The sequence below is a fragment of the Tsuneonella suprasediminis genome (assembly GCF_003605755.1).
Taxonomy (GTDB): domain Bacteria; phylum Pseudomonadota; class Alphaproteobacteria; order Sphingomonadales; family Sphingomonadaceae; genus Tsuneonella; species Tsuneonella suprasediminis.
Genome location: NZ_RAHJ01000018.1, coordinates 170,250 through 195,914 on the forward strand (window position 1 = coordinate 170,250; position 25,665 = coordinate 195,914).

Consider the following 25,665-nt stretch of genomic DNA (forward strand, 5'->3'; position numbering starts at 1 on the left):
GCCATGCTGTCCCTGCGCGAATATCGAAACAAGGCCGACCGGCTTGCGGATTTCCTGCCATGGGCGGCGCTCGTCGCCCCCGGCGTTGTGCTCAACAAGGACGGCAGCTTCCAGCGCACCGCCCGCTTTCGCGGGCCGGATCTCGACAGTTCGACTCCTGCCGAACTGGTTGCCACGACCGCTCGATTGAACAGCGCGCTGCGCCGGCTCGGGTCGGGCTGGTCGATCTTCGTCGAGGCCGTGCGCCGTCCGGCACTGGATTATCCCGCCTGCGCCTTTCCCGATCCGGCTTCGGCACTGGTCGAACGCGAGCGCGCCGCGCAGTTCGCAGAAGAGGGCGCGCATTTCGAGAGCCGCTATTTTCTGACCCTCCTATGGATGCCGCCAGCCGAGGATGCCGCGCGGGCTGAAAGCTGGCTCTACGAAGGAAGGGCCGAGAAAGGCGTGGATCCGCGCGAGCTTCTCGAGGGCTTCGCCGATCGGACCGACCGGCTGCTGCGCCTGTTCGAAGGGTTCTTTCCCGAGGTCCAATGGCTCGATGATGGCGAGACCCTGAGCTATCTTCACAGCTGCATCTCGACGCGACTGCACGATGTACGCGTTCCCGAAACCCCGATGCATCTCGATGCGCTGCTTGCCGACGAGCCGCTGACCGGCGGTCTCGAACCGCGCCTGGGTGCGGCCCATCTGCGGACACTGACCGTGATCGGCTTTCCGAGCGCGACATTCCCCGGCCTGCTCGATGAACTCAATGCGCTAGGCTTTGCCTATCGCTGGTCGACGCGGGCAATCATGCTCGACAAATCCGATGCGACGAAGCTGCTTTCGAAAATTCGCCGCCAGTGGTTCGCCAAGCGCAAATCGGTCGCCGCGATCCTCAAGGAAGTGATGACCAACGAGGCTTCGGTGCTGGTCGACAGCGATGCCGCCAACAAGGCCGAGGATGCCGATGCCGCGCTGCAGGAGCTGGGCGCCGACCATGTCGGGCTCGCGCTGGTCACCGCGACCGTTACGGTGTGGGACGAGGAACCGGCGCTTGCCGCCGAGAAGCTGCGGCTGGTCGAAAAGGTCATCCAGGGCCGCGATTTTACCTGCGTGACCGAAGGCATGAATGCGATCGAGGCCTGGCTCGGATCGCTGCCCGGCCATGTCTACGGCAATGTTCGCCAGCCCCCGATCTCGACGCTGAACCTTGCGCATATGATGCCGCTTTCGGCTGTCTGGGCCGGACTGGAACACGATGCGCATTTCAACGCGCCGCCGCTGCTTTACGCCAAGACCGAAGGCTCGACCCCGTTCCGGTTTTCGCTTCATGTCGGTGACGTCGGACACAGCCTCGTCGTCGGTCCGACCGGGGCGGGCAAATCGGTCTTGCTGGCAATGATGGCGTTGCAGTTTCGCCGCTATGCCGGGTCGCAGATTTTCGCTTTCGATTTCGGCGGCTCGATCCGTGCGGCCGCGCTCGCGTGCGGCGGCGATTGGCAGGATCTGGGATCGAGTCTTTCCGAGGACAGCGACGAGCCAGTCCTGCTGCAACCGTTGGCGCGGATCCATGAGCCGGCACAGCGCAACTGGGCCTCGGAATGGCTTCAGGCGATCCTCGCTGCGGAGGGCGTCGCACTCGATCCGGAAACCAAGGATCATCTGTGGTCGGCGCTGAGCTCGCTGGCGAGCGCGCCGGTCGCTGAGCGCACGCTCACCGGGCTTGCTGTCCTTTTGCAATCGCAGGCATTGAAGCAGGCGCTTGCCCCCTACTGCGTCGGCGGGCCGTTCGGACGGCTCCTCGATGCCGAGAGCGAACGGCTGGGCGAAGCGAGTTTCCAGGCGTTCGAGACCGAAGGGCTGACCGGATCGGCGGCTGCGCCTGCCGTGCTGTCCTATCTGTTTCACAGTATCGAAGGCCGCCTCGACGGCTCGCCGACGCTCATCATCATCGATGAAGGCTGGCTGGTGCTCGACAGTCCGGCCTTCGCCGCGCAATTGCGCGAATGGCTCAAGACCCTGCGCAAAAAGAATGCGAGCGTCGTTTTCGCCACTCAAAGCCTTGCCGATATCGAGACCTCGGCGATCGCGCCCGCGATTATCGAAAGCTGCCCGACGCGAATCTTCCTGCCCAATGACCGGGCGGTCGAACCCCAGATTTTGAGTATCTATCGCCGCTTCGGGCTGAACGACCGCCAGATTGAAATCCTCAGCCGGGCAACGGCCAAGCGCGATTATTACTGTCAGTCCTCTCGCGGTAATCGCCTGTTCGAACTTGGCCTTGGCGAAGTGGCGCTCGCCTTTGCCGCCGCTTCTTCCAAGAGCGACCAGCTCGCCATGTCCCGCATCATCGAAAAGCATGGTCGGAGCGGCTTTGCCGTCCACTGGCTGAGGTATCGCGGCCTCCACTGGGCCGCCGAATTGCTCGGCAGCGATGCGCACTCTTCCGACCCCCCAAACCCACCAGAAGGAGACCTGAAGTGACCTCTCGAAAAATCGTCCGCAGCATGGCCATGGGCACCGCGCTCGCCTTGGCGAGTACGAGCACCTTGGTATCAACGCCTGCACACGCCCAGTTCGGCGGGATCGTTTACGATCCGTCCAATTACGCGCAAAACGTGCTGACTGCCGCGCGCACGCTTGAGCAGATCAACAACCAGATCCGCATGCTGCAGAACCAGGCGACGTCGCTCATCAACGAGGCGAAGAACCTTCAGAGCCTGCCGCTGACGATCGTGCAGCCCCTGCAGGACCAGATCCGGCAGACCCAGCAACTGCTGAACGAAGCCCAGCGCATCGCCTACGATGTCCGCACCATCGAGGGCGCTTTCGACCAGCATTACAAGAACGTACCGCTCGGTGCCTCGCAGCGGGCGATGGTCGAAGGCGCCGAGGCGCGCTGGCAAAACAGCGTGGCGGCCTTCGAAGATGCCCTCAAGGTCCAGGCGGGCACGGTTGCCAATATCGAAGGTTCGCGCGATGCGCTCGGCAGCCTCGTTTCCGCAAGCCAGTCCGCCACGGGCGCCTTGCAGGCAGCACAGGCTGGCAACCAGCTGCTGGCATTGCAGGCCCGCCAGCTGGCCGACCTGACCGCCACGATCGCCGCTACTGGCAGGGCGCAGGCGCTCGATGCCGCCGAACGCGCGGCGGCCAAGGCACAGGCGCGCGAGCAGTTGGGGCGGTTTCTCGCTATTCGTCCGCGCTATCTGCCCGGCGGATCGGACTGATCCGCGATGGACACCAAGCTCCTCGCGCGCACCGGTGCCGCTGTGTTCGTCGGTCTCGCCATCGCGACGACGATCGTCCAGCTGCGCGAGGAGCCCGCGCCGGTGCGGCAAGCCGACCGGCGCATATGGGTGCCCGACGGCGATCCGCTGCCGGCACAGCTGAGGGTTTGCGCTCAAATCGGCGAACTGGCGCTGTCCTCGCCCGATTGCCGCGCCGCCTGGGCCGAGAAGCGCCGCCGCTTCTTTGGCGTCGATCACCCCGAGGCTTATTCCGGGATCGGCGACAAGGCGCTGCCTGGGTCCTCTTCCGGCGAAGCGCGAGGGGAGGACTGACATGGGCGGCACCGGCGTCGTCGATCGCTTCCTCGCGATCTTCTCGCAATATATCGACAGCGGCTTCGGGCTGCTTTCTGGCGAGGTGGCGTTCATCGCGACTACGCTGATCGTGATCGATGTCACGCTCGCCGCCCTGTTCTGGAGCTGGGGCGCGAACGACGACATCATCGCCCGGCTCGTCAAGAAGACGCTCTTCGTCGGCATCTTTGCCTACATCATCGGCAACTGGAGCGCGCTCGCCAATATCGTGTTCAACAGTTTCGCCGGGCTAGGCCTGAAGGCGAGTGGCTCGGGGCTCGGCGCAGGCGATCTGTTGCAACCGGGAAGGGTGGCGCAGGTCGGCATCGATGCCGCCTGGCCGCTCCTCGAATCGATTGCCGATCTGATGGGCTATGTCGGCTTCTTCGAGAATTTTCTGCAGATCATCATTCTGCTGGTCGCCTGGGCGATTGTCATCATCGCCTTCTTCATTCTCTCTATCCAGCTGTTCGTCACCCTGATCGAGTTCAAACTGACGACCTTGGCGGGTTTCGTGCTCATTCCCTTTGGCTTGTTTGGCAAGACCGCATTCCTCGCTGAACGCGTGCTCGGCAATGTGGTCTCGTCGGGAATCAAGGTGCTCGTTCTCGCCGTCATCATCGGCATCGGTTCGACGCTCTTCGCCGAATTCACCGGCGCCATCCCCGGCGAGCCGACCATCGAGGATGCGCTGGCCATCGTGCTCGCCAGCCTCACTCTGCTCGGTCTGGGCATTTTCGGGCCGGGGATCGCCAATGGCATTGTCGCGGGCGGTCCGCAGCTCGGTGCAGGCGCTGCTGCGGGCACCGCGCTTCTTGCAGGCGGTGCTGCGGTTGGCGGCGTGGCCGGTGCCAAACTTGCGGGCGGCGCGGTCGCCAGTGCTGCCTCTTCCGTCGCGCGAGGCACCTCGCGCGCCGCCGGAGGTGCGACCATGACCTATGCCACCGGTTCGGCGGGCAAGAGCGGCGGCGCCGCGGTTGCAGGCGGAATGGCGGGTGTTGGCCGCGCAGCAGGCGGTGCCGCCATGTCGCCGCTGCGCAAGGCGGCAGACAGCGCCAAGAGCAATTTCCGCGACGGGGCGCGTGCGTCGGTCGGGAACATGGGTGGACGCATCGTTCCTGCTCACGGTGCTTCGTCACCGGATCCGGAACAGACGAACGGCCCGCCGGCCTGGGCGCGGTCCATGAAGCACAGGCAAAGCCTGGGGCACTCGGCCTCGCTTGCCGCGCACACCGTGCGCTCCGGTGATGGCCATGGTGCAGGCGCTTCCATCGACACCAAAGAGAAGGATTAGCCTCCAATGTTCAAACGGCCTTCGATCCGGTACGCAAAAACGCCTCAAGCAGAGACGCCCTACCAGCGCGCGGCGCAGGTCTGGGACGAGCGCATCGGTTCCGCGCGCGTCCAGGCAAAGAGTTGGCGCTACGCCTTTTTCGGTGCGCTCGGCCTGTCGGCAGCGCTGACCGGCGGGCTCGTGTGGCAGAATGCGCGCGGCACCATCGTGCCCTGGGTGGTCGAGGTCGACAGGCTGGGCGAGGCCCGCACCGTAGCTCCCGCCGCTGCGGATTACGAGCCGACCGATCCGCAGATCGCCTTTCACCTCGCCCGGTTTATCGAGCATGTCCGCGCTATCCCCGACGATCCAATTGTGGTGCGAGAGAACTGGCTCAGAGCCTACCAATTCGCCAGCGACAAGGGCGCCTTGGCGCTCAACGATTATGCGCGGGCCAACGACCCGTTCGCGGCAATCGGCCGCGAACAGGTTGCGGTCGATGTCACCAGCGTGATCCGTGCCTCGCCGCGCAGCTTTCGCGTGGCCTGGGTCGAGCGGCGCTACCGTGACGGCGCGCTCGCCGAAACCACTCGCTGGACCGCTATCCTCGGCGTTGCCGTCCAGCCTCCCAGAACGCCCGACGCGCTCACCAGCAATCCGCTCGGGATCTTCGTCACCTCGATCAACTGGTCAAAGGAGCTTGGCTGATGACGCACTTACTTCAATTCTCCCGTCCGGCGCTGCTCGCAGCCGGCGTTCTACTCCTTGCCGGATCGCCCGCGTCAGCGACGCCTGCGCCGCAGGCCCGGGCCGCATCGCGGGCGATCACCGCCTTCGACCTCGCCGATGCATCCCGCCTTGTTCAGGCCATTGCATATGCCAACACCCCCTCGCGGCAGGCCTCCCCCACTGCCGCGCGCCGCTCCCCTGCCTCTGACCCCGCCCCTGATCCTCAGAGCCATGTGGGAGCGGCGAACGAGGCCGCCAGGATCGAACCGGACAATGCCGGATTTGACAATGCCATCCAGCGCTATGCCTATCGCGAAGGTGCGTTGTTCCAGGTCTATGCCAAACCCGGGCAGGTGACCGACATCGCCTTGCAGGAGGGCGAAACGCTGGTCGGCCCCGGGCCGGTCGCTGCAGGTGATACCGTGCGCTGGATGATCGGCGACACGCTGAGCGGCTCGGGAGCGACGCGGCGGGTGCATATCCTTATCAAACCGACGCGGCCCGACATCGCCACCAATCTGGTCATCAATACCGACCGCCGCACCTATCATATCGAACTGCGCGCCAATCCGGACATCTATATGGCCTCGGTCAGCTGGTCTTATCCGGCAGACGAACTGATCGCGCTGCGCCTTGAAGAAGAGCGAGCGGCGCGAGCCGCACCGGTCACCGACGGGTTCACGCTTGAGGCGCTCAATTTCGATTACCGCATCTCGGGTGACAAGCCTGACTGGCGCCCGCTACGGGTCTTCGACGACGGACAGCGGACCCTGGTCGAGTTTCCACCCGATATCGCCCGGGGCGAAATGCCCCCGTTCTTCGTGGTGGGCACGGATGGCGCAGCCGAGCTGGTCAACTACCGGATCGCCGGGCGCTATCTCATCGTCGACCGCCTCTTCCACAAGGCCGAACTGCGCCTCGGTACCGGTCGCAGACAGGTCCGCGTGAAGATTGAAAACCGCAAGCGGGGGCGGTCGTGAACGAGGAAAGCAAGACCGAGCCGCCACCCGATGCCGAAAGCATCGTTCAATTGCGCGGGGAAGGACCGCGCGTGGTCAGGCTCTCGCGCAAGGCTATCGGCATTGCCAGCGCCGCGGGTCTGGCCGTGCTTGGCGGTATACTGCTCTACGCCCTGCAACCGGCTTCGCAGGATTTTGGCGAAGAGCTGGTCAACACCGAGGGGATTGCTGTGGCAGACGGACTTGCCACTGCCCCGGCAGACTATTCGCAGGTTCCGAGGTTAGGGCCGCCGCTGCCGGGCGATCTCGGTCAACCGATCCTCGAGGCTCAGGATCGCGGGGCAGTTGCCGCGCTTCCACCGGTCGGCGCCCCGCCTCCGACACCGTCACAGCGGGCGGCGCCGAGCCCCGAGGATATGGCGCGCGAACGCTTAGAACAGGAACGCGAGGCGGCGCGCGGCAGTCGCCTGTTTTTCGGCGGCGGGACACCCGCCGCCAATTCCGGTCCGGCAGCTTCGGGTGCTGGGCCGCAACCCCCAGCACCAGTTCAGCCAACCGTCTCGACCGCGCGGCCGAGTTTTCTCGAACGGCCTGCCGACACGCGGACAGCGTCTTTGCAGCGGCTCGAGGCGGTGCCATCTGGCGCGCTGCTTCAGGCCGGGTCGATCATTCCGGCAGCGCTGATCACCGGCATCCGCTCAGACCAGCCCGGCCTCGTGACCGCGCAGGTTACCGAGAATATCTATGACAGCCTGACCGGACGGCATCTTCTGATCCCGCAGGGTGCGCGCCTGATCGGTGAGTACGAATCCGATGTCGGGTTCGGGCAACGCCGGGTGCTGCTGGCCTGGAACAGGCTCATCCTGCCTGATGGTCGCTCGATTGTGCTCGATCGCCAGCCAGTCGCCGATCCCTCGGGCTATGCCGGACTGGAAGACGGCGTCGATTACCATTGGGGCGGTGTCGTCAAGGCGGCGCTCGTTTCCACCTTGCTCGGGATTGGTGGCGAACTCGGCGCAGGTGGAGATCATGATCTGCTGCGCGCTGTTCGCCGCGGCAGTCAGGACAGCATCAATCGCGCTGGCGAGCAGGTGATTGCACGCGAGCTCGATATCCGCCCGACGCTGACGATCCGCCCCGGCTTTCCCGTGCGGGTGCTGGTGACGCGCGATATCGTGCTGGAGGGTGGAGCATGACCCGGCTCAAACTCTCCGACATCACCGATGGCAAGCCTGTAAAGTTAACGATCGAAATCCCTGCCCGGCTCCATCGCCGGCTGATCGAATATGGGACCGTGCTCAATGGCGGGGTATCAGAGGGTGCGCCTGTGCCTGAGCTGCTTATTCCGCCGATGATCGAGCGCTTTGTTGCAAGTGACCGGGATTTTGCCAAGGCACGCAGAGGATCGCGCGCACTATCCAAACAATAAGCACCTACAATATCGGAACTTTTTCTGGTTCTTCCAAGCCATTCTTACTTGCGAAATGCACACGTAGGTAGAATTGCGCTGTTTCCGCGTGCATGATTGGCCTTATCGTGAAGTAGCGAACGCATGTTCCTAGCGACCGGGTGGCGACACGCATGTCCAGGCGAAAAGCTAAAAGTGTCGATACACTCGCCAACGGGTGTTTCCATCACCCGGTCGCATCTTCGACCACACTGTATTTATAATTCCATTATAAGTTGGTCTGAATTCCGCTCCGCGCTCACTCTCCACTTGCGACGTCCGAGTCGCGATACCAACCACAGGAGTGAATCATGAAGGAGTTCGACCATAACCAGAATGAGGTTATCGACCTCGGCAAGGCCTCGGTTGAGACCAAGGGCGCCGTCGGTTTCTACATCGACGCCAGCGGCGGGCAATTGGCCAACAGCCCGGGCCTGCTCGACGAATAAGTCCTCGGCGGGCCGTGCGGCGCAATCCTGCCGCGCGACCCGCCGATTCGGGCTCCCAATCGATGGATCTCCACCGCGAAGGACTGGCGTGGCGCATTTTGGATGGCCAGCTCCTATTTCTCGATGTTTCCAACGATCGCTACTTTCGGTTGTCGGATGACGAAAATCGCAGATGTCTCGAAAAACTTGGCCGGTATCCCGAGAAGCAATGGCACCAACCGAGCAGCCTCGCCCGGCCTGCGGACTGGACCGTCCCAGAACAATCGAGCCCGGCAATCGCCGAGCACACCTTTAGTCTGCCCGCAGTCGCGAGAGCGCTTTGGATGCAACGCCGCGTTGAAGCGCGGCTCGCGAAACACTCTTTGGCGCTGGTCCTTTCCCAATTACGGAGCGTTGTCGAATCCAGGTCGGAAAGCCAATTCGAGATCAGTGAGAAGGGACGCAGGTGTATCGGGGCTTTTGAGGATGCACGATTGTTGCGCACCGCTGCGGACCGGTGTCTTTCGCGCTCCATCGCTCTCGCGACTTGTCTTGCCGCATATGGCGACCGGGCGCGGATCGTCATCGGCGTCCATACACCCCCTTTTGCAGCACACTGCTGGACGCAGCACCGAGACACGGTCTTGAACGACAGTGTCGAAGAAGTGCTCCGCTATGAACCAATTCTTGTCGTATGAGACCGCTACGTTTTGTTCTTGCGGTTCCTCATGGCGCGAACGGCCAAATCTTGCCGTCAATCGTTGCAACCCCGGGTCAGGTTTGTTCCGATGTCGCGGCCTTGTGGTGTGACAGCGAAACGCCCTGCCATTTCCTGAACCGACAGTGCTGCCTGATCGGGATCGCTTTTTCCCGAACGACATATCGCCGCGTGCGCGCCGCCGAGGAACTCGGGTTGGCCCCGGCCGAAGCCGAGGAGGCCGCCAAGCATCTCGTCGCCAACGTCTGGGGTGGATATGTCGCCATCCTAGGCGATTGGAGCAATGGGCCAATGGGTGTGCTGGTCGATCCTTCCGGACTCTTGCCCGTTTACCTTCTCTCCACATCCGAGCACGTCATACTGACCAGTGACCCGCTCCTGATTGCGGAAGCGGGAGGATTGGAGACGCCGGTTTCGTACCCGGCGCTGCACGCGCACCTGCTACGGCCTGAACAACGCCACCGGAAAACGTGTCTTGAGGGAATTGACGAACTCGCGCCTGGATCGCTGCATTTACTCGCGCGCCAGGGTTTGCAGATCCGTAGGATATGGCATGCAACCGACTTTCTCCCACGAATGCCGATCCCGGCATTCACGGATTACGCCGCGCAACTGAAGGAGCTCGGCGCCGCAGTGCTGCAAAGCTGGAGCGGCATGTTTGGAAGAGCAAGCGTAGCGGCATCGGGCGGCGTCGATTCGTCATTCATTTGCGCTGCTCTGGCCCATTCGGGCGAACGCTTCGATTGCGTTACTCTCGCCACTCCGGATCCGTCCGGCGACGAGCGCATATACGCCAATCGCGTGGCGGAATGGTTCGGGGTTCGGTGTGTCGAACGGATATACGACCCGGCGTTTTACGATCCTTCGAGGTCTTCCTCCCGGGGGTTGCCGCGACCGGCCCGACGTTCATTCCAGCACATTCTTGACGCCTTGCTTGTCGATGCGATGGCGGACCTCGGCGCCTCGGTCATCTACGATGGCAACGGAGGCGACAATCTGTTCTGTTTCCTCCATTCCTCTGCGCCGGTAGCCGACCGGCTGGCAGCGGAGGGTCTGGGGACAGGCGTGCTGCGCTCCCTGATTGACATGTGCCATATCACCGGATGCTCGGTCCCCACCATGGTCGCCGCAGTTCTTCGCAGACGGCTTGGTAAGGGAACGAGGGAAAGCTGGCCGGTCGATGCGAGTCTGCTTACCTGCGGAACTGACGCTGCGTACAGCGAGCCACTCGTGCCCTGGCTGAGTCCTCTAGGGATCTCAGGTTCGGGAAAACGCGACCATATGGTCCTGATCATGCGGGCACAGAACCACATTCATGGACTGGCCGCCGGCCCGCCTCGATTTTCGCCACTAATGAGTCAGCCGCTCATGGAGTTTTGTCTCGGTGTTCCGACTTGGATATGGGCACACGGCGGCAGGAACCGCGCTTTGGCCCGGGCGGCATTCGCACAGGAATTGCCGCCTGCCGTGCTGGCCAGAACATCGAAGGCCGGACCCGACAGCTTCGTAAGGCAAATTTTCGCCCTGAACCGAAATTCGATCGCCGAGCGCTTGCTGGATGGGTTGCTCGCCGCGAACGGGGTAATCGACCGCCATGCCGTGGAAGCCGCGCTGCGCACTGATGAACGAGACGACAACAGCATGTTCGGTCGCATACTTGACCTGCTCGAAGCCGAGAATTGGGCTCGCTCATGGACCCGCTAATGGTTCAGCATGGCAGCGAAGGTCGCGTGTGGGCGGGGCACCCTCCATGGCGCTCCAGCGGGCGTACTGTGCTTCTCTTGAAGGATTGCAGTTCAGCCTGCCCATAAGCCAGAACTCGAACCATTCGACGACGCGCTCGTACATCGCCAGGCGATGCGACGATTGCCATTTGACATGAGACTCATCGGGGAACACGTAGAGTTCGATAGCCTTATTGTTATGCGAGAAGGTTTCAACGACATCGAGGCTGCCTTCGTACTCGCTGTCCCCTGCCTGGATCAAAATTGGAACATCGATCCGGTCCACATTGAGTATGAGCGACATGGGCTCCCAGAATGTTTCGGCACCGGGCTCGAAATAGCGATAACCCATGTCCCGCAAATACTCGGTAAACCGTGGCCCTGCAGCGAGAGCGAAGGAGTAGAGATCCTCGCAGCACGATCCCATCGAAGCGACCTGGAAAAGGTCCGAGTTGATCAGCGCCCACTGGACGGTCGATCCGCCATCACTGAATCCGCTGATCCCCATGCGCGTTGGATCGACCGCACCAGTCTCGACGGCGCGTCGTACAGCGAGCTCTAGTGCTTCCTGCACCTGGCGCCGGTCCGCCCAGTCATCTTCGCTCAATGTCCGTATTTCTGCATCGGTTGTTGCCAGATACGCCTCTGGCGGGAAATCAGGCCGGTCGAAACTGAGGACCGCGAATCCGCGTGCGGCGAGAGGCTGGATCGGAACCTCGTCCCCGGTTCCTCCGCGAAGGAAGCCCCGGCTCCGGTACTGCACCACGATCAGGGGATGCAGTTCGCCAGGTCGATGAGTGGGCGGCAGGACAAGGTCGGCGAAACTCTCGACACCGCTTGCCAGGCGGAAGCGGAAACGCTGGACGGAGCCATACTCCATGTTCTCAAGCTGCGGGTTTGGATCGTGGATCAGTCGTTCTGATCCCGTTCGCATGTCGAGCGCCACTAATCGGCGAGGCTGTGTGCTGCCCTCACGCCCGCAAATAAGTTCGTTGGCATGAGGGGCGCACCCGATGAACACATCATCGGAAATCAGGACTTGGCGAGGCGCAGCATCGCGGGGATCCCAGCGCAACAATGCCGTCTGGCTGTCGGCCCATCCAGTACGCTGGACGAGGAAAAGGGCGCGCTCCGAGGCCGACCAGAACAGTTCTCGGATGCCGTCGCATTGCGTGACAGGGCAGACTTTTCGGCTGCCGTCCGGAGCGGCCAGAACCAGCCGCGTCGGGCTGAGGAGACGCTCGGGGAACTCTGCTTCGAGCCAGGCCGAAAATCCGCCCTCTCCTGATCGAACATTTCGTGCGTTGTCCGGTATCGCTGCCGGTCGCGGCGGGGCAATAAGCACCTGCTCCATTTCGGTTGCAGGTCGCGATGACCCGTCCCGAAGCGAAACCCATGTATAGATCGGATCGGCATGGCCGGTCGGTATCGGTCGGTCGGCTGCCTGCGGCGCAAACCGCGCGTCGAAGAGAAAGCCGCGTCTGCCTTCGCTGGCGATTGCCGCGGCGGCGAGGCGAATTGCAGGCCTTGTGCTGACAATGAGACCCATTCCGTCCTGAGCCCAGGCGAAATCGTCGACATCGTCGGCCAGATTGGTTGCTCGGACCGCACCCGTTTGCCCGGTTGGGCTGGCCAACCAAACCTGTGTCGAACCGGCTTCTCTCCTCAGATACGCAATTCGCATGCCATCCGGCGACCATCGCGGCGCGCTTGTCCTAGGCCAACCGGCCAGTATCGCGGTGAAGTCGCGAAGCCGGAAATCGTCGCGAATGAATTCCCCGCCGCGCGCCACCTCGATTGGAGAACCTTCGCCGTTCAACGGCGCGACCAGCAGTCTTTGGCAATAGCTATTCGTCTCGGGAATTGCGCGACGGACGGTGAAGGCAATTTGGCTGTCGTCAGGCGAGATGCCAAATACACTTCGATTGGGAGTTCCGACCGGTGCGCCAATATCCGCAATCCGGACTTGTCCGTCCACTGTCCACTCACCTAATTCCGCATTTGCCGTTTCCTGGGCGATGGGCAGTGCATCACACGGATCTTCGGCCGATGGCGGATCTTCAGCTGTCGGCACGATCGTCAGGCTGAGCGCTAGGGTAAGGAGCGCAGTCATTACCAATGCCTCCTTACGCCAAACGCGATGAAGCGCCCGATCGGAGAATAATTGGTTGAATCGTAGGGTGTTGTGTTGGGACCGGTTTGGCCGATCACGTCCGGCTTATCGTTAAACAGGTTTTGAATGGTCAACGAGAACTCGAGGCCGGGATCACGGTCGTCGCCGCGAATGACCGCATAGTGCATGCCAAGATCGACAGTTGCGCTTGGTGACAGCCGCTGCACGGTTGCAAGCCGTCTGTCGACGAGCGCACCGATATAACTGACTGCCGCATTGGCGGTAAGGCGGCCTGCCCGATATCTTGCTGCTCCACGCGCGCGGTAGCGGGGCGGGTTGAAAGTCGTACCGGCAAGCTGGACTTCAGGTAGTTCGGATGTGATGGTTTGCCTGCTGCGCAACCAGCTGCCGTTGAGATCCAATCCTATCGAGCGGTCATTCCCGAGATCGCGGTTCCAGGCAATCCTGGCATCCAGCCCTTCTACGCTCCACGCCGCGACATTGATGTTCCTGTTATCGAACAGAACGACAACATCTGCAGGATCGAACGGGCGGCCTGTAAAGTTCTCCAATCCGAACTGGGCACCCGCGATGAGTTCGGCCAAATCGGCCGGATCAGGTGAAAAATCGATGAGGCTGGCATAGCCCGGATTGTTGATAGCAGCTGCGATCGATCCAGCGATCGGCGCAACGACGCGGTTGTCATAGCGGATATCATACCACGTCGCGGAGGCGGTCAATCCTCGGACTGCCGCAGGCTGGAACTCGAATCCCGCCGTCCAGCTTCGGGCGCGCTCGGGACGGAGGTTGGGATTGCCGCCCCCGCTCAGAAAGACTGTGTCGGAGCCGGTGCCCGCTCCGAACACCGCAGCAGGCACCAGAATGGCCTGAGAAAAGATGTTTTGCTGGAAAAGCGTGGGAGCCTTGAACGAGCGTGCCCAACTCGCTCTGAACATCAGATCACCACTTGGCGAATAGGTAATCCCAAGGCGCGGGGTGGCGAGCTGGTCGAGTCCGGGATAGTCTTCGTAGCGAACTGCAGCGGATAGCGTTAGCTGCTCGATTCCATCGACGGCGTTCCGACCCGACACGAATGGAACATACAGTTCCGCATAGGCGAAGCGAGCCCGCTGCGTTGCATCGAATTGCGCATTGAGGATCGCGCTTTCCAGAGAGTACTCGAGTCGATTGTTACGAAATCCGATGCCGACAGCCAAGCGCGTCTCGCCGCCGGGAAGAGTGATAACCGGGCCTTCCGCACCCATTTCCAGCGAGGTGATCTGATGCAGGTAGCTTCCCGTAGAGACGCGCGCCGGACCTGTCTCTGGAATGAAACTGGTCTGGAAGCGGGTTCGATCGCGCCCGAAGACACCCGCGAGATTGGCCTTCCAACTCGGCCCAAGGTCAAACTGCAGCGACGGCGCTACGGAAAAGGTCTCGAGGTCGGGCTCACGCCGAATGCGCTGGGCCGGCGTGCCATCAATGGTGGTTGATTCGCGATACGAATAGAGCGCGTCGAGATTGGCCTCCACGCCTTCTGACAAGCTCTGGTGCGCCGAAAATGTTACGGCGTGGCGCCGGTTTGAGGGATAAAGCAAGGTTTCCGGTAGCAGTGATCCTGCATAGGCGCGCTCCCTCGCCTCAATCCCGGAATTGTTCGCGAAGTCGTAGGCGAAGACGAAGCCGCCACTGTTCCAGATTGTGCCTGCGACTATGTCGGCCTGTTGGCGAAAGTTGCCTCCATCGGTGCTCGCTCCAATCTGGGCCGAGGTTGTCACGCCCTCAAAGTCGCGGCGCAGGATGACGTTCACAACGCCGCCAACCGCGTCCGAGCCATAGAGCGCTGAAGCTCCATCGGGGACGACCTCGAGCCGGTCGACAATGGCGAGCGGAATGGCGGAGATGTCGACGCCCTGGGACGCCGAGTTGTATGGAAGGCGATGACCGTTGAGCAATGTCAGCGTCGCATCGGGCCCAAGCCCGCGCAGATTGGGAGACGATGCTGAATTTACATTTTCATTGCCGATGCCGCCGCCCGAACCAACCCCAGGGTTCTGACCGCCCGAGAAATTCTGGGGTAGGTTGCGGATCGCTTCGCCGAGGTCCACCTGGCCCGTCTCGACGATCGTCTCGCGATCAAGCTCGATGACTTCACCTACGACCCGTGCGCCTCGGATACGCGTTCCCGTGACAACGATCGCGGAACTCTCTTCGTCCAAAGCTGTATCGCCAACCTCGGCAGCGTCATCTTGTGCCTGTTCGCCTGGACTGTCTTGGGCGAAAAGAGGAGGAGCGGCACCTGCAAATGCTGCCCCGGTTAGAAGGACGGAAAGTGTGCGAATTGTCGACGACATTGATATCTCCCTGTTTTGGCGCGGACCGGCCGCTACAGAAGATGACGCTCACTTTTGCGAGCACCTTAGTTTCAATTGAAATTAAATTTTGAGTGGTCCCTTTTGGCCGGATGCCTGCAGTCACCAACTGTGACCCAGCGCTTGACGCAAATGCGCAAGAGCTTTCATCATGTGATAGTCGACCGTCGGCAGTGCGATGCCGAGCTCGATATGTATCTCTCGGTAGGATTTCTTCTCGAAGCGGTTCATCGCGAAGATACGCGCGCACTTTTCGGGGAGCTCTGCGAGCGCGATTTCCAGCGCTTGCCGGGTTTCACGGACATGCACGGCATCTTCTTGCGCAGCACGGCTTGGCGCGTCTGCGTTCTCCAGAAGTGGCTGGGTCCTGACCCGGCACTTTTGCCGCCGCGCCTCGTCCACCATCAAGTTGAATGCAATCCGCCTCAGAAAGCCCGCCGGATTGACGAGTTCCGTCAGCTGCTTGCTGGTCGCCGCACGCAGGAACACGTCCTGTGCCAGGTCGCGGGCGCGTTCGGAGCCCACGCGGCGCGCAAGATAGGCGATCAGTCCAGCCCGTTCCTCGCGGTAGAGGGCATCGAGTGTGCGGCGGCGACCGACCGTTCGGCTTACCTTTGCAGCGCAATATGCGGGACCCACGCACTGGGGAGATTGGTGCCGAATTTCGGCGGCAATTTGAGTCATGCTTCGAACTTGGAGGCGACCGCAACCTGAGTTCGCCGTGGCGAACTGCGTGCGGGTTCCAGGTCTGTGCCGCCGTCCGGGGCCTGGTTTGTGCCCCTTGATCGGTCCGGCCGCCGGGCCTGCGATGGACCGGCGTGCATGATGTCCGGCGGAAAGATCCACGCGGATGGTGCCAGAATATCAATCCGCGCGCTGTCAATCTGCCCAACATAGGAATGGCTTGCAAGAGGTAAGTAGAGCCGTTTTGGACCCGCTTGTGGCGGCGGTCGTCGCCTTCCCTAAGAAAGCAACGGTCTCGGCGAGCGCCTGATCAAATATGCCCAATATTGGGGAGGCGGCCCCCTAGGTCATGGAATGTCGGCGCGGTGCTGGCGCCTCTAGCGAAATCGGCGAGAAAGGAGGTGCTTCATGGATCGACCATTTGACAGCAACGACCGGACAGGCGCATTCGACTATTCGGATTTCGCGCAGGAATTCCTGCGCCGCAATGCCGCGTACCGGCAACAATACGCACGGATCGCCCGCGAAAGCGGTTTCGACCCGCAATCCCCAGCTTGCCGCCGAATGGCGCGTTCATGGGGCCTTGAATTTCCCGATTGATCCCGACCTTTCAGCTCGCAGCCATCCGGCGATCTGGCAAGCCGAGGAAAACGCTCATGTGGTAATTCTTGGCGGTGGGCGCGCAGTCAAGGCGGCGCGCGCAACGTGCGACCTGATCTCCAAGCGAACCAGCAATGCGGGAGATCATCTGGTCCTCGCCGGTGGTGGCGCTCGCCATCGGCTGCTCGTTATGGCCTCCGCCCGGTTGGGTGGAGACAATTATCTGATCCCTCGGGACCAGTCGTTTCCGATCAGGCTGGCGGCGCTCGATGCGTTTCACTGCTGTGTAGATGGTTCCGCTGCTCCCAGCGTGCGAAACCAGTTGCAGCCCACTGCCTATCAGTCCCACCGCTTCCACTTGCTGCTCGCCATACTTGATGCTTTATCCCGGGCGCCTGAGGGTGTTATGCTAAAAGATATCGCTGGAACCATTGTTTATCGGGGATTGTCCGCGCAGCGCGCCATTGACTGGAAATCGTCATCGCAACGCCGCCAGACCCAGCGTCTCGTGGTTGAGGCGCGGCGAATGGCGTCGCACGGCTATCTCGGCTTGCTTCGCCAAAGCCGGCTCCGCTCTTTTCAAACGCACTGAATGCACTATGGTTTTTCGTGGGGCATGCTGCTGAATTTTGCGGCGCGCCCGGATTGGAACCGGACCTTGAGGGTCGCAACTGCAACTGCTGGAACAGGTGGAATGGAACCGTCTGATCCGGCACCGAGCAGGCGGTCAGGTGGCGGCGTGTTGGATTGCGTGCTGCCGATCGAACGGCAGGTCTATGTACGCATATCTCGCGGAGGAATTCGCAACTGAACTTATCAATGTCCGTTCGGACACTGAACTCGACGGTGCGCTTAAACAGGTTTCCCGGCGCCTTGGCTTCGACCACTTCGCGCTTAGCCTGGAGATGCGTTCGACATCGTGCGAGGCACCGGGCCTGCTATTGCACGACTATCCCGACGAATGGGCGAAAGTCTATATTGCCTTCGACCTCGCAGGGCAGGATCCGGTGCGAAGAGCCTGTGACAAGACCATCATCGGTTTCGCCTGGGACTGGATTGACGAACTCGTCCCTCTCACGCGCGGCGACCGTCAAATGCTCAATGTCGGCCGGGAATGCGGAATTGGCAATGGTTATACTGTTCCGCGGCATTTGCCCGGGATAGGGCGCGGCACCTGCACCTTTGCTGTTCGACCCGAGCGAGAACTGCTCCGACGGCGCTTCGCCGTCGCGGAAATGATCGGGACGCTGGCTTTGAGCTGTGCGCTGGGCCTGAGTTCAGAAAAGTTCGATGAGAAGGTCCCTTCCCTGACCGATCGGCAGCGGGAGTGTCTGCTTTGGGTTGCAAGAGGGAAGACTGCAGCTGAAACGGCCATGATACTCGAAATCAGCACCGAAACCGTCATTCAGCATCTTAAGATGGCCCGCGAGCGCTACCAGGTCCATTGTAAACAGTCCCTCGTCGTCGCGGCGCTGTTCGACGGGTTGATCGGGTTTGCCGACATTATCCGTTGGCGGGACACAGGCTAGTTTTCGCGCCACTGCCTCTCAATCACTCGAACATGGCCGTACTGCCTATTTCGCAACCGTTCAGAAAGCAATTTGACTTCTCTCGGCATTTCGATATTTTAATAGTTATCGAATCATTGGAGTGAGCGATGCAAGCCGACCGCGTGATCCGAGCCCTATCTGCTCTGGCACAGGAGCATCGCCTCGCCGCATTCCGCCTGCTCGTGCAGGCCGGGGAGCAAGGCGTTGCCGCTGGGGTGCTAGCTGAGAAACTCCAAGTGCCTCCGTCTTCAATGAGCTTTCACCTTGCCCAACTGGGCAATGCGGGGCTGGTCACCCAGCGGCGCGAAAGCCGCTCGATCATCTATTCGGCGGACTATGCCGCGATGAATGGCCTGATGGGCTACCTCACCGAGAACTGCTGCGGCGGCATGTCCTGTTCCCAGGATACCGAATGCTTTCCTTCTCCTCAACGAAAGAGCGCCTGATGAAACGCTTTCACGTGCATGTCGGCGTGACCGACATCGACCACTCTATTGCCTTCTATTCAAGCCTGTTCGGTGCCGAGCCCGACGTGGTGAAGGCCGACTATGCCAAGTGGATGCTGGAAGATCCGCGCATCAACTTCGCGATTTCGATGCGCGAGGCTGCTGCCAAAGGCATCGAGCATGTCGGCTTGCAGGTCGAGGACAAGAGCGAACTCGAAGAGGTCTATGGCCGCCTCAAGGCTGCTGACCGCCCGGTGCTCGAAGAAGGCGCGACGACTTGCTGCTACGCGCAGTCGGAAAAGAGCTGGATCGCCGATCCAGATGGCGTCGTCTGGGAAGCTTTTCTGACCGATGGCGAGAGCACGACCTATGGCGGCAGTCCTGACCTCGACCAGCTCGCATCTGCCATTGCCACTTTGGGCGCCTGCTGCGCGCCGCAACTGGCACCTGCCAAGACGTCCTGCTGCTGAGGTAACTGATGTTAGATCAACCGCTGAACGTGCTGTTCCTGTGCACGGGCAATTCCGCTCGTTCGATCCTGGGTGAGGCAATCCTCAACCAAGACGGTGAGGGTCGATTCAAGGCCTACAGCGCCGGAAGCAATCCGATCGGCACAGTGAATCCCTGGGCGATCCATACGCTCAAGACACTGGGCTATCCGGCAGATGGCTATTCCTCAAAGAGCTGGAGCGAGTTTGCCGAAGGACCAGAATTCGATCTGATCTTCACCGTCTGCGACAGCGCGGCGGCCGAGACTTGCCCAGTATGGCCGGGTCGTCCGACTTCCGCGCACTGGGGCATTCCTGATCCGGCGGCGGTCGAGGGCAGCGATGCAGAGAAGGCAGCGGCCTTCCTCGATGCGTTTCGCATGCTGAAGCGCCGTATCGACCTGATGCTGGCGCTGCCGATTGCCAGCTTCGAGCAGATTGCCCTGCGCGAAAAGCTGCAAGCCATTGGCCACGAGGCGGATGAACAATGACCGCTGCAGCTGCTGACATGGACGCCCGCGCGGCGGGGCTAGGCCTGTTCGAGAAATGGCTGTCGGTCTGGGTCGGCGGCGCGATCCTCGCCGGGATTGCGCTCGGCAATGCAGCGCCAGAGCTATTCGCCTCGCTAGCGGGCATCGAATACGCCTCGGTCAATCTTGTCGTCGCAGTACTGATCTGGGCGATGATATTCCCGATGATGGTGGCGGTCGATTTCGGCGCGGTGCGTCGCGTCGGTGACAAGCCAAAGGGCCTGATCATCACGCTGGTAGTGAACTGGTTCATCAAGCCTTTCACGATGGCTGCACTTGGCGTGTTGTTCTTCGAGGTCGTCTTTGCCGACCTGATCGCGCCTGCCGATGCCCAGCAATACATCGCCGGGCTGATCCTGCTGGGTGCGGCCCCTTGCACCGCGATGGTCTTCGTATGGTCGCAGCTCACCAGGGGCGATCCTGCCTATACGCTGGTGCAAGTCGCGGCGAATGATCTCATCATGATCGTGGCCTTCGCGCCCATTGTCGCGCTGCTGCTGGGCGTGACCGACATTGCGGTCCCGTGGGAGACGCTGCTGCTCTCGGTCGCGCTCTATGTGGTTGTGCCGCTCGCAGCCGGTGCCATTGTGCGGCATCGGCTTCTCGCGACCCATGGCGGCGATGAAGCGGCGGTGTCCGAATTCACGGGGCGCATGAAGCCGCTCTCGATCATCGGCCTGCTGCTGACGGTGTTGCTGCTGTTCGGCTTCCAGGCGGAAACCATTGTCGCCCGACCGCTGTTGATCGCGCTGATTGCAGCGCCCATTGTTGTCCAAAGCTACGGCATCTTCTTCATCGCTTATGGCTGGGCCAAAGCGTGGAAGGTCCCGCACGCAGTAGCCGCGCCCTGCGCTCTTATCGGCACGTCCAATTTTTTCGAACTGGCGGTGGCGGTTGCGATCGGCCTGTTCGGCCTAGGGAGCGGAGCTGCTTTGGCTACGGTGGTAGGCGTCCTCGTAGAAGTGCCTGTCATGTTGTCGCTGGTAGCGATCGCCAATCGGACGCGTGGTATATTCCCTTTGGCTTGATGCGGATGTGCCTCATACCGGTCTGGGGGCGAGCAAGATGACGCCGGCGCCTACAAGGCAGATCGCCACGCCCAGAGTGTCCCACCGATCGGGCTTCACGCCTTCTGCGATCCAAAGCCACAAAAGCGCGGACAGAATGTAGACCCCGCCGTAGGCAGCATAAGTTCGACCTGCATGCTCGGCATCGACCAGCGTTAGCAAATAGGCAAAAAGGACGAGTGAAGCCACGCCCGGAACGAGCCACCAAGCCGACTTGTCCATACGCAACCACGCCCAGAAAGCGAAACAGCCCGCAATTTCAGCAATTGCAGCACCGAGATATGCGAGAAAGGTCATCATCTGACCTCTATCGAGATTTCGACTGTCGATCGCAAACGGGATTACCCGGTTGATGGCTTTACTGGACCAAGCGAGGCGCAACTACGATAGCATGGAGCCAAGATCGGAGCCCACGCTCGGATACACCGATACCATTTTCTTGAGATCGCTTGTTGTCAGTCCAAGTCGGGTGGCCAAACCGAAGAAATTAATGATTTCGCCATATTCGGGTCCGAGCAGATGGGCGCCCAGGATAGTGTCGCTGTCCTTATCGATTATAACCTTGGTTGCAGCGCAGCTTTCGCCAACGCGAAGGTTGGAATACCAGTCGCCGGTGTCATTCTCGACGACGCGGATATCGTGCCCGGCCTCTCGTGCATCCTGTTCGAGCATGCCAACGCGGGTTAGCTCCGGTACGGTAAATACAGCGCTCGGAACTCCCGAATAATCCGGCTTGGTCCGGTTGCCCTTGAGCATATTGGACGCAGCTACCTTGCCCTCGAAAACCGCGACAGGCGTAAGCGGGGCACCCTGCGTATCGGCGGCATCCCCGGCAGCGTAGATTTTCGGGTTGGACGTGCTTTGCAGGTAGGCGTTGACCGCAACGCCCTTGTCACCTGCCTCGACATTGGCTGCGGCCAGATCGAGCTGATCAATTGCCGCGACGCGGCCCGCGCCTTGGACGACGAGATCGGCGCGCAAATCTTTCGTTTCGCTACCCGTTTCTACCGTGACAAGAAAGTCCGTCCCGTCCTTCTTGATGGATTTGAGTGACGTGCGCCGTCGCAGTTGGACGCCGACTTCCTCGCCTCGCGCGACGAGTCTTTCAACAAGATCGGCATCGAAACCTTTAAGCGGTCTCTCGCCGCGATCGATCATGCACACCTCGCTGCCGGCGCGTGCTGCGATATGGCCAAACTCGAACGAGATGAAGCCGCCGCCGATGAACAGGATGCGTTCGGGCAGCGCATCGAGCCGCATGAACTCGGTGCTGTCGGTAAGGTGTTCGGAGCCGGGAACATCTATCGTCCGCGGCTTGGCACCCGTTGCGATCAGGAAATGGTTTGCCTGAAACTGCCCCTCGCCGTCGATTTCGACGGTATCTTCGCCGACGAAGCGCGCTTTCCCGTGAAGGCTAGTGACGCCGTTGCTCTCCAGACCGTTTTCGATCCGACCGGGCATTTTGTCGGTGAACGTCTGCGTGAAGGCGACCAGATCGGGCCAGTTGATGGCGATGTCGTTCGGTTCGATGCCCTTGCCGTGCATGAGCCGCGCTGCGTCGATGATTTCCGCCCCGCGGCGGAGCATTTTCTTCGGATCGCAGCCGCGCAGGGCGCAGGTGCCGCCATAAGGCAGTTCGTCGACCACCGCGACCGACCAACCGGCTGAGGCGCATTTGTTGGCGGCATTTACGGCCGCCATACCAACACCCAGCACTATAAGATCGAAGTTTCGCGTACTCATCTCACCGCCCTCCGCAACATGTGGCGCCCTTGCGATCGGCACGCGTTTCCTGGATCGGCGGGCAGGGGATGGTGCCGAATGAGCAGAAGACACAGCAATCGCCCGCATTGGGGCGGAGTTTCACACCGCAACCATTGCAATCGTAGAAAAACCAGCAGGCATCCGTCGGCATTCTTTCGAGCTTTTTGTACCCGCAAGTAGGGCATGTGATCTCGGACTTCAGTTCGATCATAGCGCGCTCTCTGAAAGGATCGCCGGATATCCGGCCTCGGTCGACGCCGCGGCGATCGCGCTTGTGGTTGTTCGCTCAGGATCGAACTGCGCAGTCGCCGTCCTGGTCTCGTAATCGATAGTCACCTCGTGCACGCCTGCCACGCCTTCCATCGCGCGCCGAACCGTTATCGGGCAGGTCGCGCAGGTCATATTCTCGACCGCAAAACTTGCCGATTGCAGATGCGCGGAATTTTGTTGAACCCGTTCGTCGGAGTTTGGCGGAAACAAGGTCGCTGCCCAGATACCCGCTCCGGCCAGTCCCAGTATCGCAACTGCGACGATCATCGTCTTCTTCATCTTTCGAACTCCTAGTAGAATTGCGGCGCCCACCACTCGACCGTGGACGAGGCAGCGACCAATACGGTCGCCAGCCACAGGGAGCTTTTGACGAGCAGGTTTGCTCCGGGCCGCGCGCAATATGTTCCGTCTTCGCAAGGTTCGGCTTGCCGAAAATAGACGTGCCGGAATCCAAGGGCCAAAAAGACAACCGCAATGGCGATAAATACCCATTTGTACGGTTCGAGCGCAGTGAGATTGCCGATCCACGCGCCGCTGATGCCAAGGCTCAGCAATAACAGCGGGGCAATACAGCAGGACGAGGCGAGTATCGCGCCGAGCGTCCCGCCGCTCGCCCATAAGCGCTGCGCGTTCTTGTGCATTTGATCGACCATGGAAACCAATGTACTCCCTGTAGTAACTACAGGTTCAAGCACTAATTGGCATATGGCTCATGACAGCATCGCAAGTGATCAAACGGGGAGAACTGGCCAGACGGTCGGGCTGCAACCTTGAGACAATCCGCTACTACGAGAACATCGGTCTGCTTCAGCCTCCCGAGCGTACGGCAAGCGGGCACAGGCTCTATCCACCCGGCGACCAGGCGCGGCTCGGCTTTATCTTGCGCGGCCGCGATCTGGGTTTTTCGATCGAGGAGCTCAAAAGCCTGCTCAGCCTCGTTGATTCGCACCCCTACAGCTGCGGCGAGGTTCGGGATCTGACCAATAACCATCTGGCCAGCGTGCGAGCTAAAATTGCTGATTTGACTAGGTTGGAGCGCACGCTAGCCGATGTATCAGCCCGCTGCGAAGGCGGTGATGTTCCGGAATGCCCCATCATAGATACGCTCTTTGGTCGTGGTCCTGGCGCCCGATAGTGAAGCTATGCCGTCGGAACGGGTGCGCGTCTTGAAGCTATTTCGATCGAAGCCGGATGCGACGAGGCGAGGGAACGAATATGCGCCCTGTCCGTCCCCTCACTACAGAGCCTCGTCATTTAACTTTTGATAGCTTTCCATGCCGACCACCATTCTGATTGTCGAAGACGAACTCCTCATAGCTGTCGAAATGGAGGCGGTGGTTCACGATCTCGGTCATGAATCCGCAGGCATAGCCGACGACATGCAATCGGCATTGGCAAAGGCTTCAGACGCGATCGATGTGGCGCTCGTCGATGTCAATCTGGCCGATGGAGCCACTGGTCCGAGGATCGGCGAGAAGCTTGCTGCGGATTTCGGGATCGAGGTTATTTTCGTAACCGCCAATCCCGCACAACTCGGCGAAGGGGTGAGCGGAACGCTGGGCGCGCTGGAAAAACCGGTCGATCTTAGCATTCTCAAGCAGGTTCTCGACTATGTCATTGCGGTCCGGAAGGGCGAAAAAATCGATCCGCCAGCCCGTCTTAGGCTCTTCTTTAACTAGGCTCCTGCAACCTGCTTTTTCGGACATCCATGACGAGTTCAACGCCATCGTCATGCCAGGTTCTCTCGTAATTGCCTCCTAGCTGTTGCTTCACGGCCAACTCGATGAGGCGACTTCCGAAACCCGTTTGAGGCTCACTCGCCTTGTCGATGTGAGCTCCGTGTTCCCTCCAGCGGAAGCGGACCATCTCGTCCTCGGTTGAAAGGTCCAGCGAAATCCTTCCCTCGGGATTGGACAGAGCTCCGTACTTCATCGCGTTGGTAGCCAGCTCGTGGAACACCAATGCAACCGGCGTGGCGGCGCGGCTTTCGACCGCGATATCGGGGCCGGAAATAGCAATCCTTCTTTCGGAAAAGGCAGGATAGGTCTCGAAGATCGTCGCAAGCAGCGTGGCGAGGGTCACTTCCTTGCCCTCGGGCTGGGACTTTTCGCTGTGGGGCCGGACGAATTCGTGCGCGCGCCCCAGCGCGGAAATCCGGCCCAGCAGGTCGCGCGACGCTTCACCGAACGCTTCATTTGCGCGCGCTGTCAGGCTGATCAAACCGGAAACAATCGCGAAGATGTTCTTGATGCGATGGCTGAGCTCTTGACTCAGGATTTCGTTTTGGAGGGCGGTGCGCTTCTGCTCGTCGATATCCGTACAAGTGCCGATCCAGCGCTGGATCTCACCCTCCTCGTTGAGGATCGGCAGCGCACGACCGATCATCCAGCGATAATCGCCGCTGTGATGCCTCAGGCGATATTCAACCTCGTACGGTTCGCCGGTAGCGAGGCTGTGGTTCCATTTCTTCCATGTGTCGGCCTGGTCATCCTCATGGAACATCCCGGCCCATCCTTCGCCGTCGGTTGATCCGACAGGGACACCCGTGAATTCATACCAGCGCGCATTGTAATAATCGTGGGAGCCGTCGGGAAGAGTCGACCATACCATCTGCGGCATGGTGTCGGCGAGCGCATGGAAAGCAGCTCCGGCGGATTGCAGCGCATGCTCTGTAGCGAGGGGCAAGACATCAGGCGCCGAAGAGGATTCGCGGCTGCCAAGCTGGAAGTTCGTGATGACTTTTGCATTCATAGCCAGCTTGTGACCTTCCCGGGATGAACAGAATCGGACCGATAAGATACCTGTCGTATCTTGATGATTTTCAAACGCTGACGCTCATCGCAAAGGTGGGATGGCCAGTAAACTCTCCCCTGTAGAGCGCCAGATGTGGCCCTCCCCAGTTCTTGGTATGTCGCTGCCTATCCGGATTTGATGAGATGC

General features: G+C 61.0%; 29 protein-coding genes. 20 read left to right on the forward strand and 9 right to left on the reverse strand.

From position 1 onward, the window contains the following. The first annotated feature begins 3 nt into the window (after positions 1 to 3). The 11 genes from trbE (at position 4) to D6858_RS06880 (ending at position 10,821) form a co-directional block, all read left to right on the forward strand. Complete coding sequence (trbE, locus tag D6858_RS06830) at positions 4 to 2,466, forward strand: conjugal transfer protein TrbE (RefSeq protein ID WP_120108507.1); 2,463 nt, start codon at positions 4 to 6, stop codon at positions 2,464 to 2,466. Beyond that, positions 2,463 to 3,209 (forward strand): P-type conjugative transfer protein TrbJ, encoded by a 747-nt coding sequence (gene trbJ, locus D6858_RS06835; RefSeq protein ID WP_369815379.1) that lies wholly within the window; start codon positions 2,463 to 2,465, stop codon positions 3,207 to 3,209. The genes trbE and trbJ overlap by 4 nt, the downstream gene beginning before the upstream one ends. 6 nt (positions 3,210 to 3,215) lie before the next feature. After that, complete coding sequence (trbK-alt, locus tag D6858_RS06840) at positions 3,216 to 3,542, forward strand: putative entry exclusion protein TrbK-alt (protein WP_120108509.1); 327 nt, start codon at positions 3,216 to 3,218, stop codon at positions 3,540 to 3,542. 1 nt (position 3,543) lies between these two features. Next, positions 3,544 to 4,857, forward strand: coding sequence for a P-type conjugative transfer protein TrbL (trbL, locus tag D6858_RS06845; protein WP_120108511.1), 1,314 nt, complete (start codon positions 3,544 to 3,546; stop codon positions 4,855 to 4,857). 6 nt (positions 4,858 to 4,863) lie between these two features. Continuing rightward, positions 4,864 to 5,544 carry a conjugal transfer protein TrbF gene (gene trbF, locus D6858_RS06850; RefSeq protein ID WP_010240179.1) on the forward strand — a complete coding sequence of 227 codons (681 nt, stop codon included), beginning with the start codon at positions 4,864 to 4,866 and terminating at the stop codon, positions 5,542 to 5,544. Beyond that, positions 5,544 to 6,545, forward strand: coding sequence for a P-type conjugative transfer protein TrbG (gene trbG / locus D6858_RS06855; RefSeq protein ID WP_240623742.1), 1,002 nt, complete (start codon positions 5,544 to 5,546; stop codon positions 6,543 to 6,545). The genes trbF and trbG overlap by 1 nt, the downstream gene beginning before the upstream one ends. After that, a complete protein-coding gene (locus tag D6858_RS06860; protein WP_120108513.1) occupies positions 6,542 to 7,720 on the forward strand; it encodes a TraB/TrbI/VirB10 family type IV secretion system protein in 1,179 nt (392 codons plus the stop codon). The genes trbG and D6858_RS06860 overlap by 4 nt, the downstream gene beginning before the upstream one ends. Next, entirely contained in the window at positions 7,717 to 7,953 is a 237-nt protein-coding gene (locus D6858_RS06865; RefSeq protein ID WP_010240186.1) for a DUF2274 domain-containing protein, read from the forward strand. Before D6858_RS06860 ends, D6858_RS06865 begins: the two co-directional genes overlap by 4 nt. Before the next feature lie 329 nt (positions 7,954 to 8,282). Beyond that, on the forward strand, positions 8,283 to 8,420 hold the full coding sequence (locus tag D6858_RS06870) for a benenodin family lasso peptide (protein WP_010240188.1): 138 nt from the start codon (positions 8,283 to 8,285) through the stop codon (positions 8,418 to 8,420). A 62-nt stretch (positions 8,421 to 8,482) separates the two neighbouring features. Further along, entirely contained in the window at positions 8,483 to 9,097 is a 615-nt protein-coding gene (locus tag D6858_RS06875) for a lasso peptide biosynthesis B2 protein (protein ID WP_010240191.1), read from the forward strand. Between the two features lie 191 nt (positions 9,098 to 9,288). After that, positions 9,289 to 10,821: an asparagine synthase-related protein gene (locus D6858_RS06880; RefSeq protein WP_060703631.1), complete on the forward strand. Its 1,533-nt coding sequence runs from the start codon at positions 9,289 to 9,291 to the stop codon at positions 10,819 to 10,821. Here D6858_RS06880 and D6858_RS06885 read toward each other — a convergent pair. The 3 genes from D6858_RS06885 to D6858_RS06895 form a co-directional block, all read right to left on the reverse strand. Beyond that, on the reverse strand, positions 10,807 to 12,954 hold the full coding sequence (locus D6858_RS06885) for an Atxe2 family lasso peptide isopeptidase (RefSeq protein ID WP_054523105.1): 2,148 nt from the start codon (positions 12,952 to 12,954) through the stop codon (positions 10,807 to 10,809). The genes D6858_RS06880 and D6858_RS06885 overlap by 15 nt on opposite strands. Further along, a complete protein-coding gene (locus tag D6858_RS06890; RefSeq protein WP_082379134.1) occupies positions 12,954 to 15,308 on the reverse strand; it encodes a TonB-dependent receptor plug domain-containing protein in 2,355 nt (784 codons plus the stop codon). Before D6858_RS06890 ends, D6858_RS06885 begins: the two co-directional genes overlap by 1 nt. A gap of 120 nt (positions 15,309 to 15,428) precedes the next feature. After that, the gene (locus D6858_RS06895; protein ID WP_082379135.1) at positions 15,429 to 16,010 is read right to left on the reverse strand and encodes an RNA polymerase sigma factor; all 582 of its coding nucleotides are present in this window, start codon (positions 16,008 to 16,010) and stop codon (positions 15,429 to 15,431) included. A 408-nt stretch (positions 16,011 to 16,418) separates the two neighbouring features. On the opposite strand from D6858_RS06895, the gene D6858_RS15790 reads away from it, so the two are divergent. The 7 genes from D6858_RS15790 to arsB all read left to right on the forward strand — a co-directional run bounded on the left by D6858_RS15790 (position 16,419) and on the right by arsB (position 20,652). After that, a complete protein-coding gene (locus D6858_RS15790) occupies positions 16,419 to 16,610 on the forward strand; it encodes a transcriptional regulator domain-containing protein (protein WP_165859654.1) in 192 nt (63 codons plus the stop codon). Further along, positions 16,594 to 17,202 carry a DUF2285 domain-containing protein gene (locus D6858_RS06900; protein ID WP_082379136.1) on the forward strand — a complete coding sequence of 203 codons (609 nt, stop codon included), beginning with the start codon at positions 16,594 to 16,596 and terminating at the stop codon, positions 17,200 to 17,202. The genes D6858_RS15790 and D6858_RS06900 overlap by 17 nt, the downstream gene beginning before the upstream one ends. A gap of 184 nt (positions 17,203 to 17,386) precedes the next feature. Then, positions 17,387 to 18,139: a LuxR family transcriptional regulator gene (locus tag D6858_RS06905; protein ID WP_120108517.1), complete on the forward strand. Its 753-nt coding sequence runs from the start codon at positions 17,387 to 17,389 to the stop codon at positions 18,137 to 18,139. A gap of 128 nt (positions 18,140 to 18,267) precedes the next feature. Then, positions 18,268 to 18,606, forward strand: coding sequence for an ArsR/SmtB family transcription factor (locus tag D6858_RS06910; RefSeq protein WP_010240699.1), 339 nt, complete (start codon positions 18,268 to 18,270; stop codon positions 18,604 to 18,606). Continuing rightward, positions 18,606 to 19,076: an ArsI/CadI family heavy metal resistance metalloenzyme gene (locus D6858_RS06915; RefSeq protein WP_010240701.1), complete on the forward strand. Its 471-nt coding sequence runs from the start codon at positions 18,606 to 18,608 to the stop codon at positions 19,074 to 19,076. The genes D6858_RS06910 and D6858_RS06915 overlap by 1 nt, the downstream gene beginning before the upstream one ends. Before the next feature lie 8 nt (positions 19,077 to 19,084). Beyond that, a complete protein-coding gene (locus D6858_RS06920) occupies positions 19,085 to 19,585 on the forward strand; it encodes an arsenate reductase ArsC (RefSeq protein ID WP_029140661.1) in 501 nt (166 codons plus the stop codon). Then, positions 19,582 to 20,652, forward strand: coding sequence for an ACR3 family arsenite efflux transporter (arsB, locus tag D6858_RS06925; protein WP_054522831.1), 1,071 nt, complete (start codon positions 19,582 to 19,584; stop codon positions 20,650 to 20,652). The genes D6858_RS06920 and arsB overlap by 4 nt, the downstream gene beginning before the upstream one ends. 12 nt (positions 20,653 to 20,664) lie before the next feature. Here arsB and D6858_RS06930 read toward each other — a convergent pair whose 3' ends face one another. From D6858_RS06930 to D6858_RS06950, 5 genes are all read right to left on the reverse strand, one after another. After that, complete coding sequence (locus D6858_RS06930) at positions 20,665 to 20,991, reverse strand: YnfA family protein (protein ID WP_054522830.1); 327 nt, start codon at positions 20,989 to 20,991, stop codon at positions 20,665 to 20,667. 81 nt (positions 20,992 to 21,072) lie between these two features. Then, the gene (locus D6858_RS06935; RefSeq protein ID WP_120108519.1) at positions 21,073 to 22,434 is read right to left on the reverse strand and encodes a dihydrolipoyl dehydrogenase family protein; all 1,362 of its coding nucleotides are present in this window, start codon (positions 22,432 to 22,434) and stop codon (positions 21,073 to 21,075) included. Between the two features lies 1 nt (position 22,435). Further along, positions 22,436 to 22,666, reverse strand: coding sequence for a GDCCVxC domain-containing (seleno)protein (locus D6858_RS16210; RefSeq protein WP_082379137.1), 231 nt, complete (start codon positions 22,664 to 22,666; stop codon positions 22,436 to 22,438). Next, the gene (locus D6858_RS06945; protein ID WP_047819462.1) at positions 22,663 to 23,004 is read right to left on the reverse strand and encodes a heavy-metal-associated domain-containing protein; all 342 of its coding nucleotides are present in this window, start codon (positions 23,002 to 23,004) and stop codon (positions 22,663 to 22,665) included. The genes D6858_RS16210 and D6858_RS06945 overlap by 4 nt, the downstream gene beginning before the upstream one ends. An 11-nt stretch (positions 23,005 to 23,015) precedes the next feature. Next, positions 23,016 to 23,378, reverse strand: coding sequence for a mercuric transporter MerT family protein (locus D6858_RS06950; protein WP_010240364.1), 363 nt, complete (start codon positions 23,376 to 23,378; stop codon positions 23,016 to 23,018). Between the two features lie 59 nt (positions 23,379 to 23,437). Here D6858_RS06950 and D6858_RS06955 point away from each other — a divergent pair, with 59 nt between their 5' ends. Further along, a complete protein-coding gene (locus D6858_RS06955; RefSeq protein ID WP_010240361.1) occupies positions 23,438 to 23,860 on the forward strand; it encodes a MerR family transcriptional regulator in 423 nt (140 codons plus the stop codon). 139 nt (positions 23,861 to 23,999) lie between these two features. Then, positions 24,000 to 24,404 (forward strand): response regulator, encoded by a 405-nt coding sequence (locus D6858_RS06960; RefSeq protein WP_120108521.1) that lies wholly within the window; start codon positions 24,000 to 24,002, stop codon positions 24,402 to 24,404. Here the strand turns inward: D6858_RS06960 and D6858_RS06965 are convergent. Continuing rightward, a complete protein-coding gene (locus D6858_RS06965; protein ID WP_054522828.1) occupies positions 24,397 to 25,476 on the reverse strand; it encodes a sensor histidine kinase in 1,080 nt (359 codons plus the stop codon). The genes D6858_RS06960 and D6858_RS06965 overlap by 8 nt on opposite strands. Between the last annotated feature and the right edge of the window lie 189 nt (positions 25,477 to 25,665).

Excerpts from the sequence above, each read along its gene's own strand:
- trbE (WP_120108507.1), top strand. The coding sequence starts at position 4 with ATGCTGTCCCTGCGCGAATATCGAAACAAGGCCGACCGGCTTGCGGAT.
- trbK-alt (WP_120108509.1), top strand. The coding sequence starts at position 3,216 with ATGGACACCAAGCTCCTCGCGCGCACCGGTGCCGCTGTGTTCGTCGGT.
- trbL (WP_120108511.1), top strand. The coding sequence starts at position 3,544 with ATGGGCGGCACCGGCGTCGTCGATCGCTTCCTCGCGATCTTCTCGCAA.
- trbF (WP_010240179.1), top strand. The coding sequence starts at position 4,864 with ATGTTCAAACGGCCTTCGATCCGGTACGCAAAAACGCCTCAAGCAGAG.
- trbG (WP_240623742.1), top strand. The coding sequence starts at position 5,544 with ATGACGCACTTACTTCAATTCTCCCGTCCGGCGCTGCTCGCAGCCGGC.
- D6858_RS06865 (WP_010240186.1), top strand. The coding sequence starts at position 7,717 with ATGACCCGGCTCAAACTCTCCGACATCACCGATGGCAAGCCTGTAAAG.
- D6858_RS06870 (WP_010240188.1), top strand. The coding sequence starts at position 8,283 with ATGAAGGAGTTCGACCATAACCAGAATGAGGTTATCGACCTCGGCAAG.
- D6858_RS06875 (WP_010240191.1), top strand. The coding sequence starts at position 8,483 with ATGGATCTCCACCGCGAAGGACTGGCGTGGCGCATTTTGGATGGCCAG.
- D6858_RS06885 (WP_054523105.1), bottom strand. The coding sequence starts at position 12,954 with ATGACTGCGCTCCTTACCCTAGCGCTCAGCCTGACGATCGTGCCGACA.
- D6858_RS06890 (WP_082379134.1), bottom strand. The coding sequence starts at position 15,308 with ATGTCGTCGACAATTCGCACACTTTCCGTCCTTCTAACCGGGGCAGCA.
- D6858_RS06895 (WP_082379135.1), bottom strand. The coding sequence starts at position 16,010 with ATGACTCAAATTGCCGCCGAAATTCGGCACCAATCTCCCCAGTGCGTG.
- D6858_RS15790 (WP_165859654.1), top strand. The coding sequence starts at position 16,419 with ATGGATCGACCATTTGACAGCAACGACCGGACAGGCGCATTCGACTAT.
- D6858_RS06905 (WP_120108517.1), top strand. The coding sequence starts at position 17,387 with ATGTACGCATATCTCGCGGAGGAATTCGCAACTGAACTTATCAATGTC.
- D6858_RS06910 (WP_010240699.1), top strand. The coding sequence starts at position 18,268 with ATGCAAGCCGACCGCGTGATCCGAGCCCTATCTGCTCTGGCACAGGAG.
- D6858_RS06915 (WP_010240701.1), top strand. The coding sequence starts at position 18,606 with ATGAAACGCTTTCACGTGCATGTCGGCGTGACCGACATCGACCACTCT.
- D6858_RS06920 (WP_029140661.1), top strand. The coding sequence starts at position 19,085 with ATGTTAGATCAACCGCTGAACGTGCTGTTCCTGTGCACGGGCAATTCC.
- arsB (WP_054522831.1), top strand. The coding sequence starts at position 19,582 with ATGACCGCTGCAGCTGCTGACATGGACGCCCGCGCGGCGGGGCTAGGC.
- D6858_RS06930 (WP_054522830.1), bottom strand. The coding sequence starts at position 20,991 with ATGATGACCTTTCTCGCATATCTCGGTGCTGCAATTGCTGAAATTGCG.
- D6858_RS06935 (WP_120108519.1), bottom strand. The coding sequence starts at position 22,434 with ATGAGTACGCGAAACTTCGATCTTATAGTGCTGGGTGTTGGTATGGCG.
- D6858_RS16210 (WP_082379137.1), bottom strand. The coding sequence starts at position 22,666 with ATGATCGAACTGAAGTCCGAGATCACATGCCCTACTTGCGGGTACAAA.
- D6858_RS06945 (WP_047819462.1), bottom strand. The coding sequence starts at position 23,004 with ATGAAGAAGACGATGATCGTCGCAGTTGCGATACTGGGACTGGCCGGA.
- D6858_RS06950 (WP_010240364.1), bottom strand. The coding sequence starts at position 23,378 with ATGGTCGATCAAATGCACAAGAACGCGCAGCGCTTATGGGCGAGCGGC.
- D6858_RS06955 (WP_010240361.1), top strand. The coding sequence starts at position 23,438 with ATGACAGCATCGCAAGTGATCAAACGGGGAGAACTGGCCAGACGGTCG.
- D6858_RS06960 (WP_120108521.1), top strand. The coding sequence starts at position 24,000 with ATGCCGACCACCATTCTGATTGTCGAAGACGAACTCCTCATAGCTGTC.
- D6858_RS06965 (WP_054522828.1), bottom strand. The coding sequence starts at position 25,476 with ATGAATGCAAAAGTCATCACGAACTTCCAGCTTGGCAGCCGCGAATCC.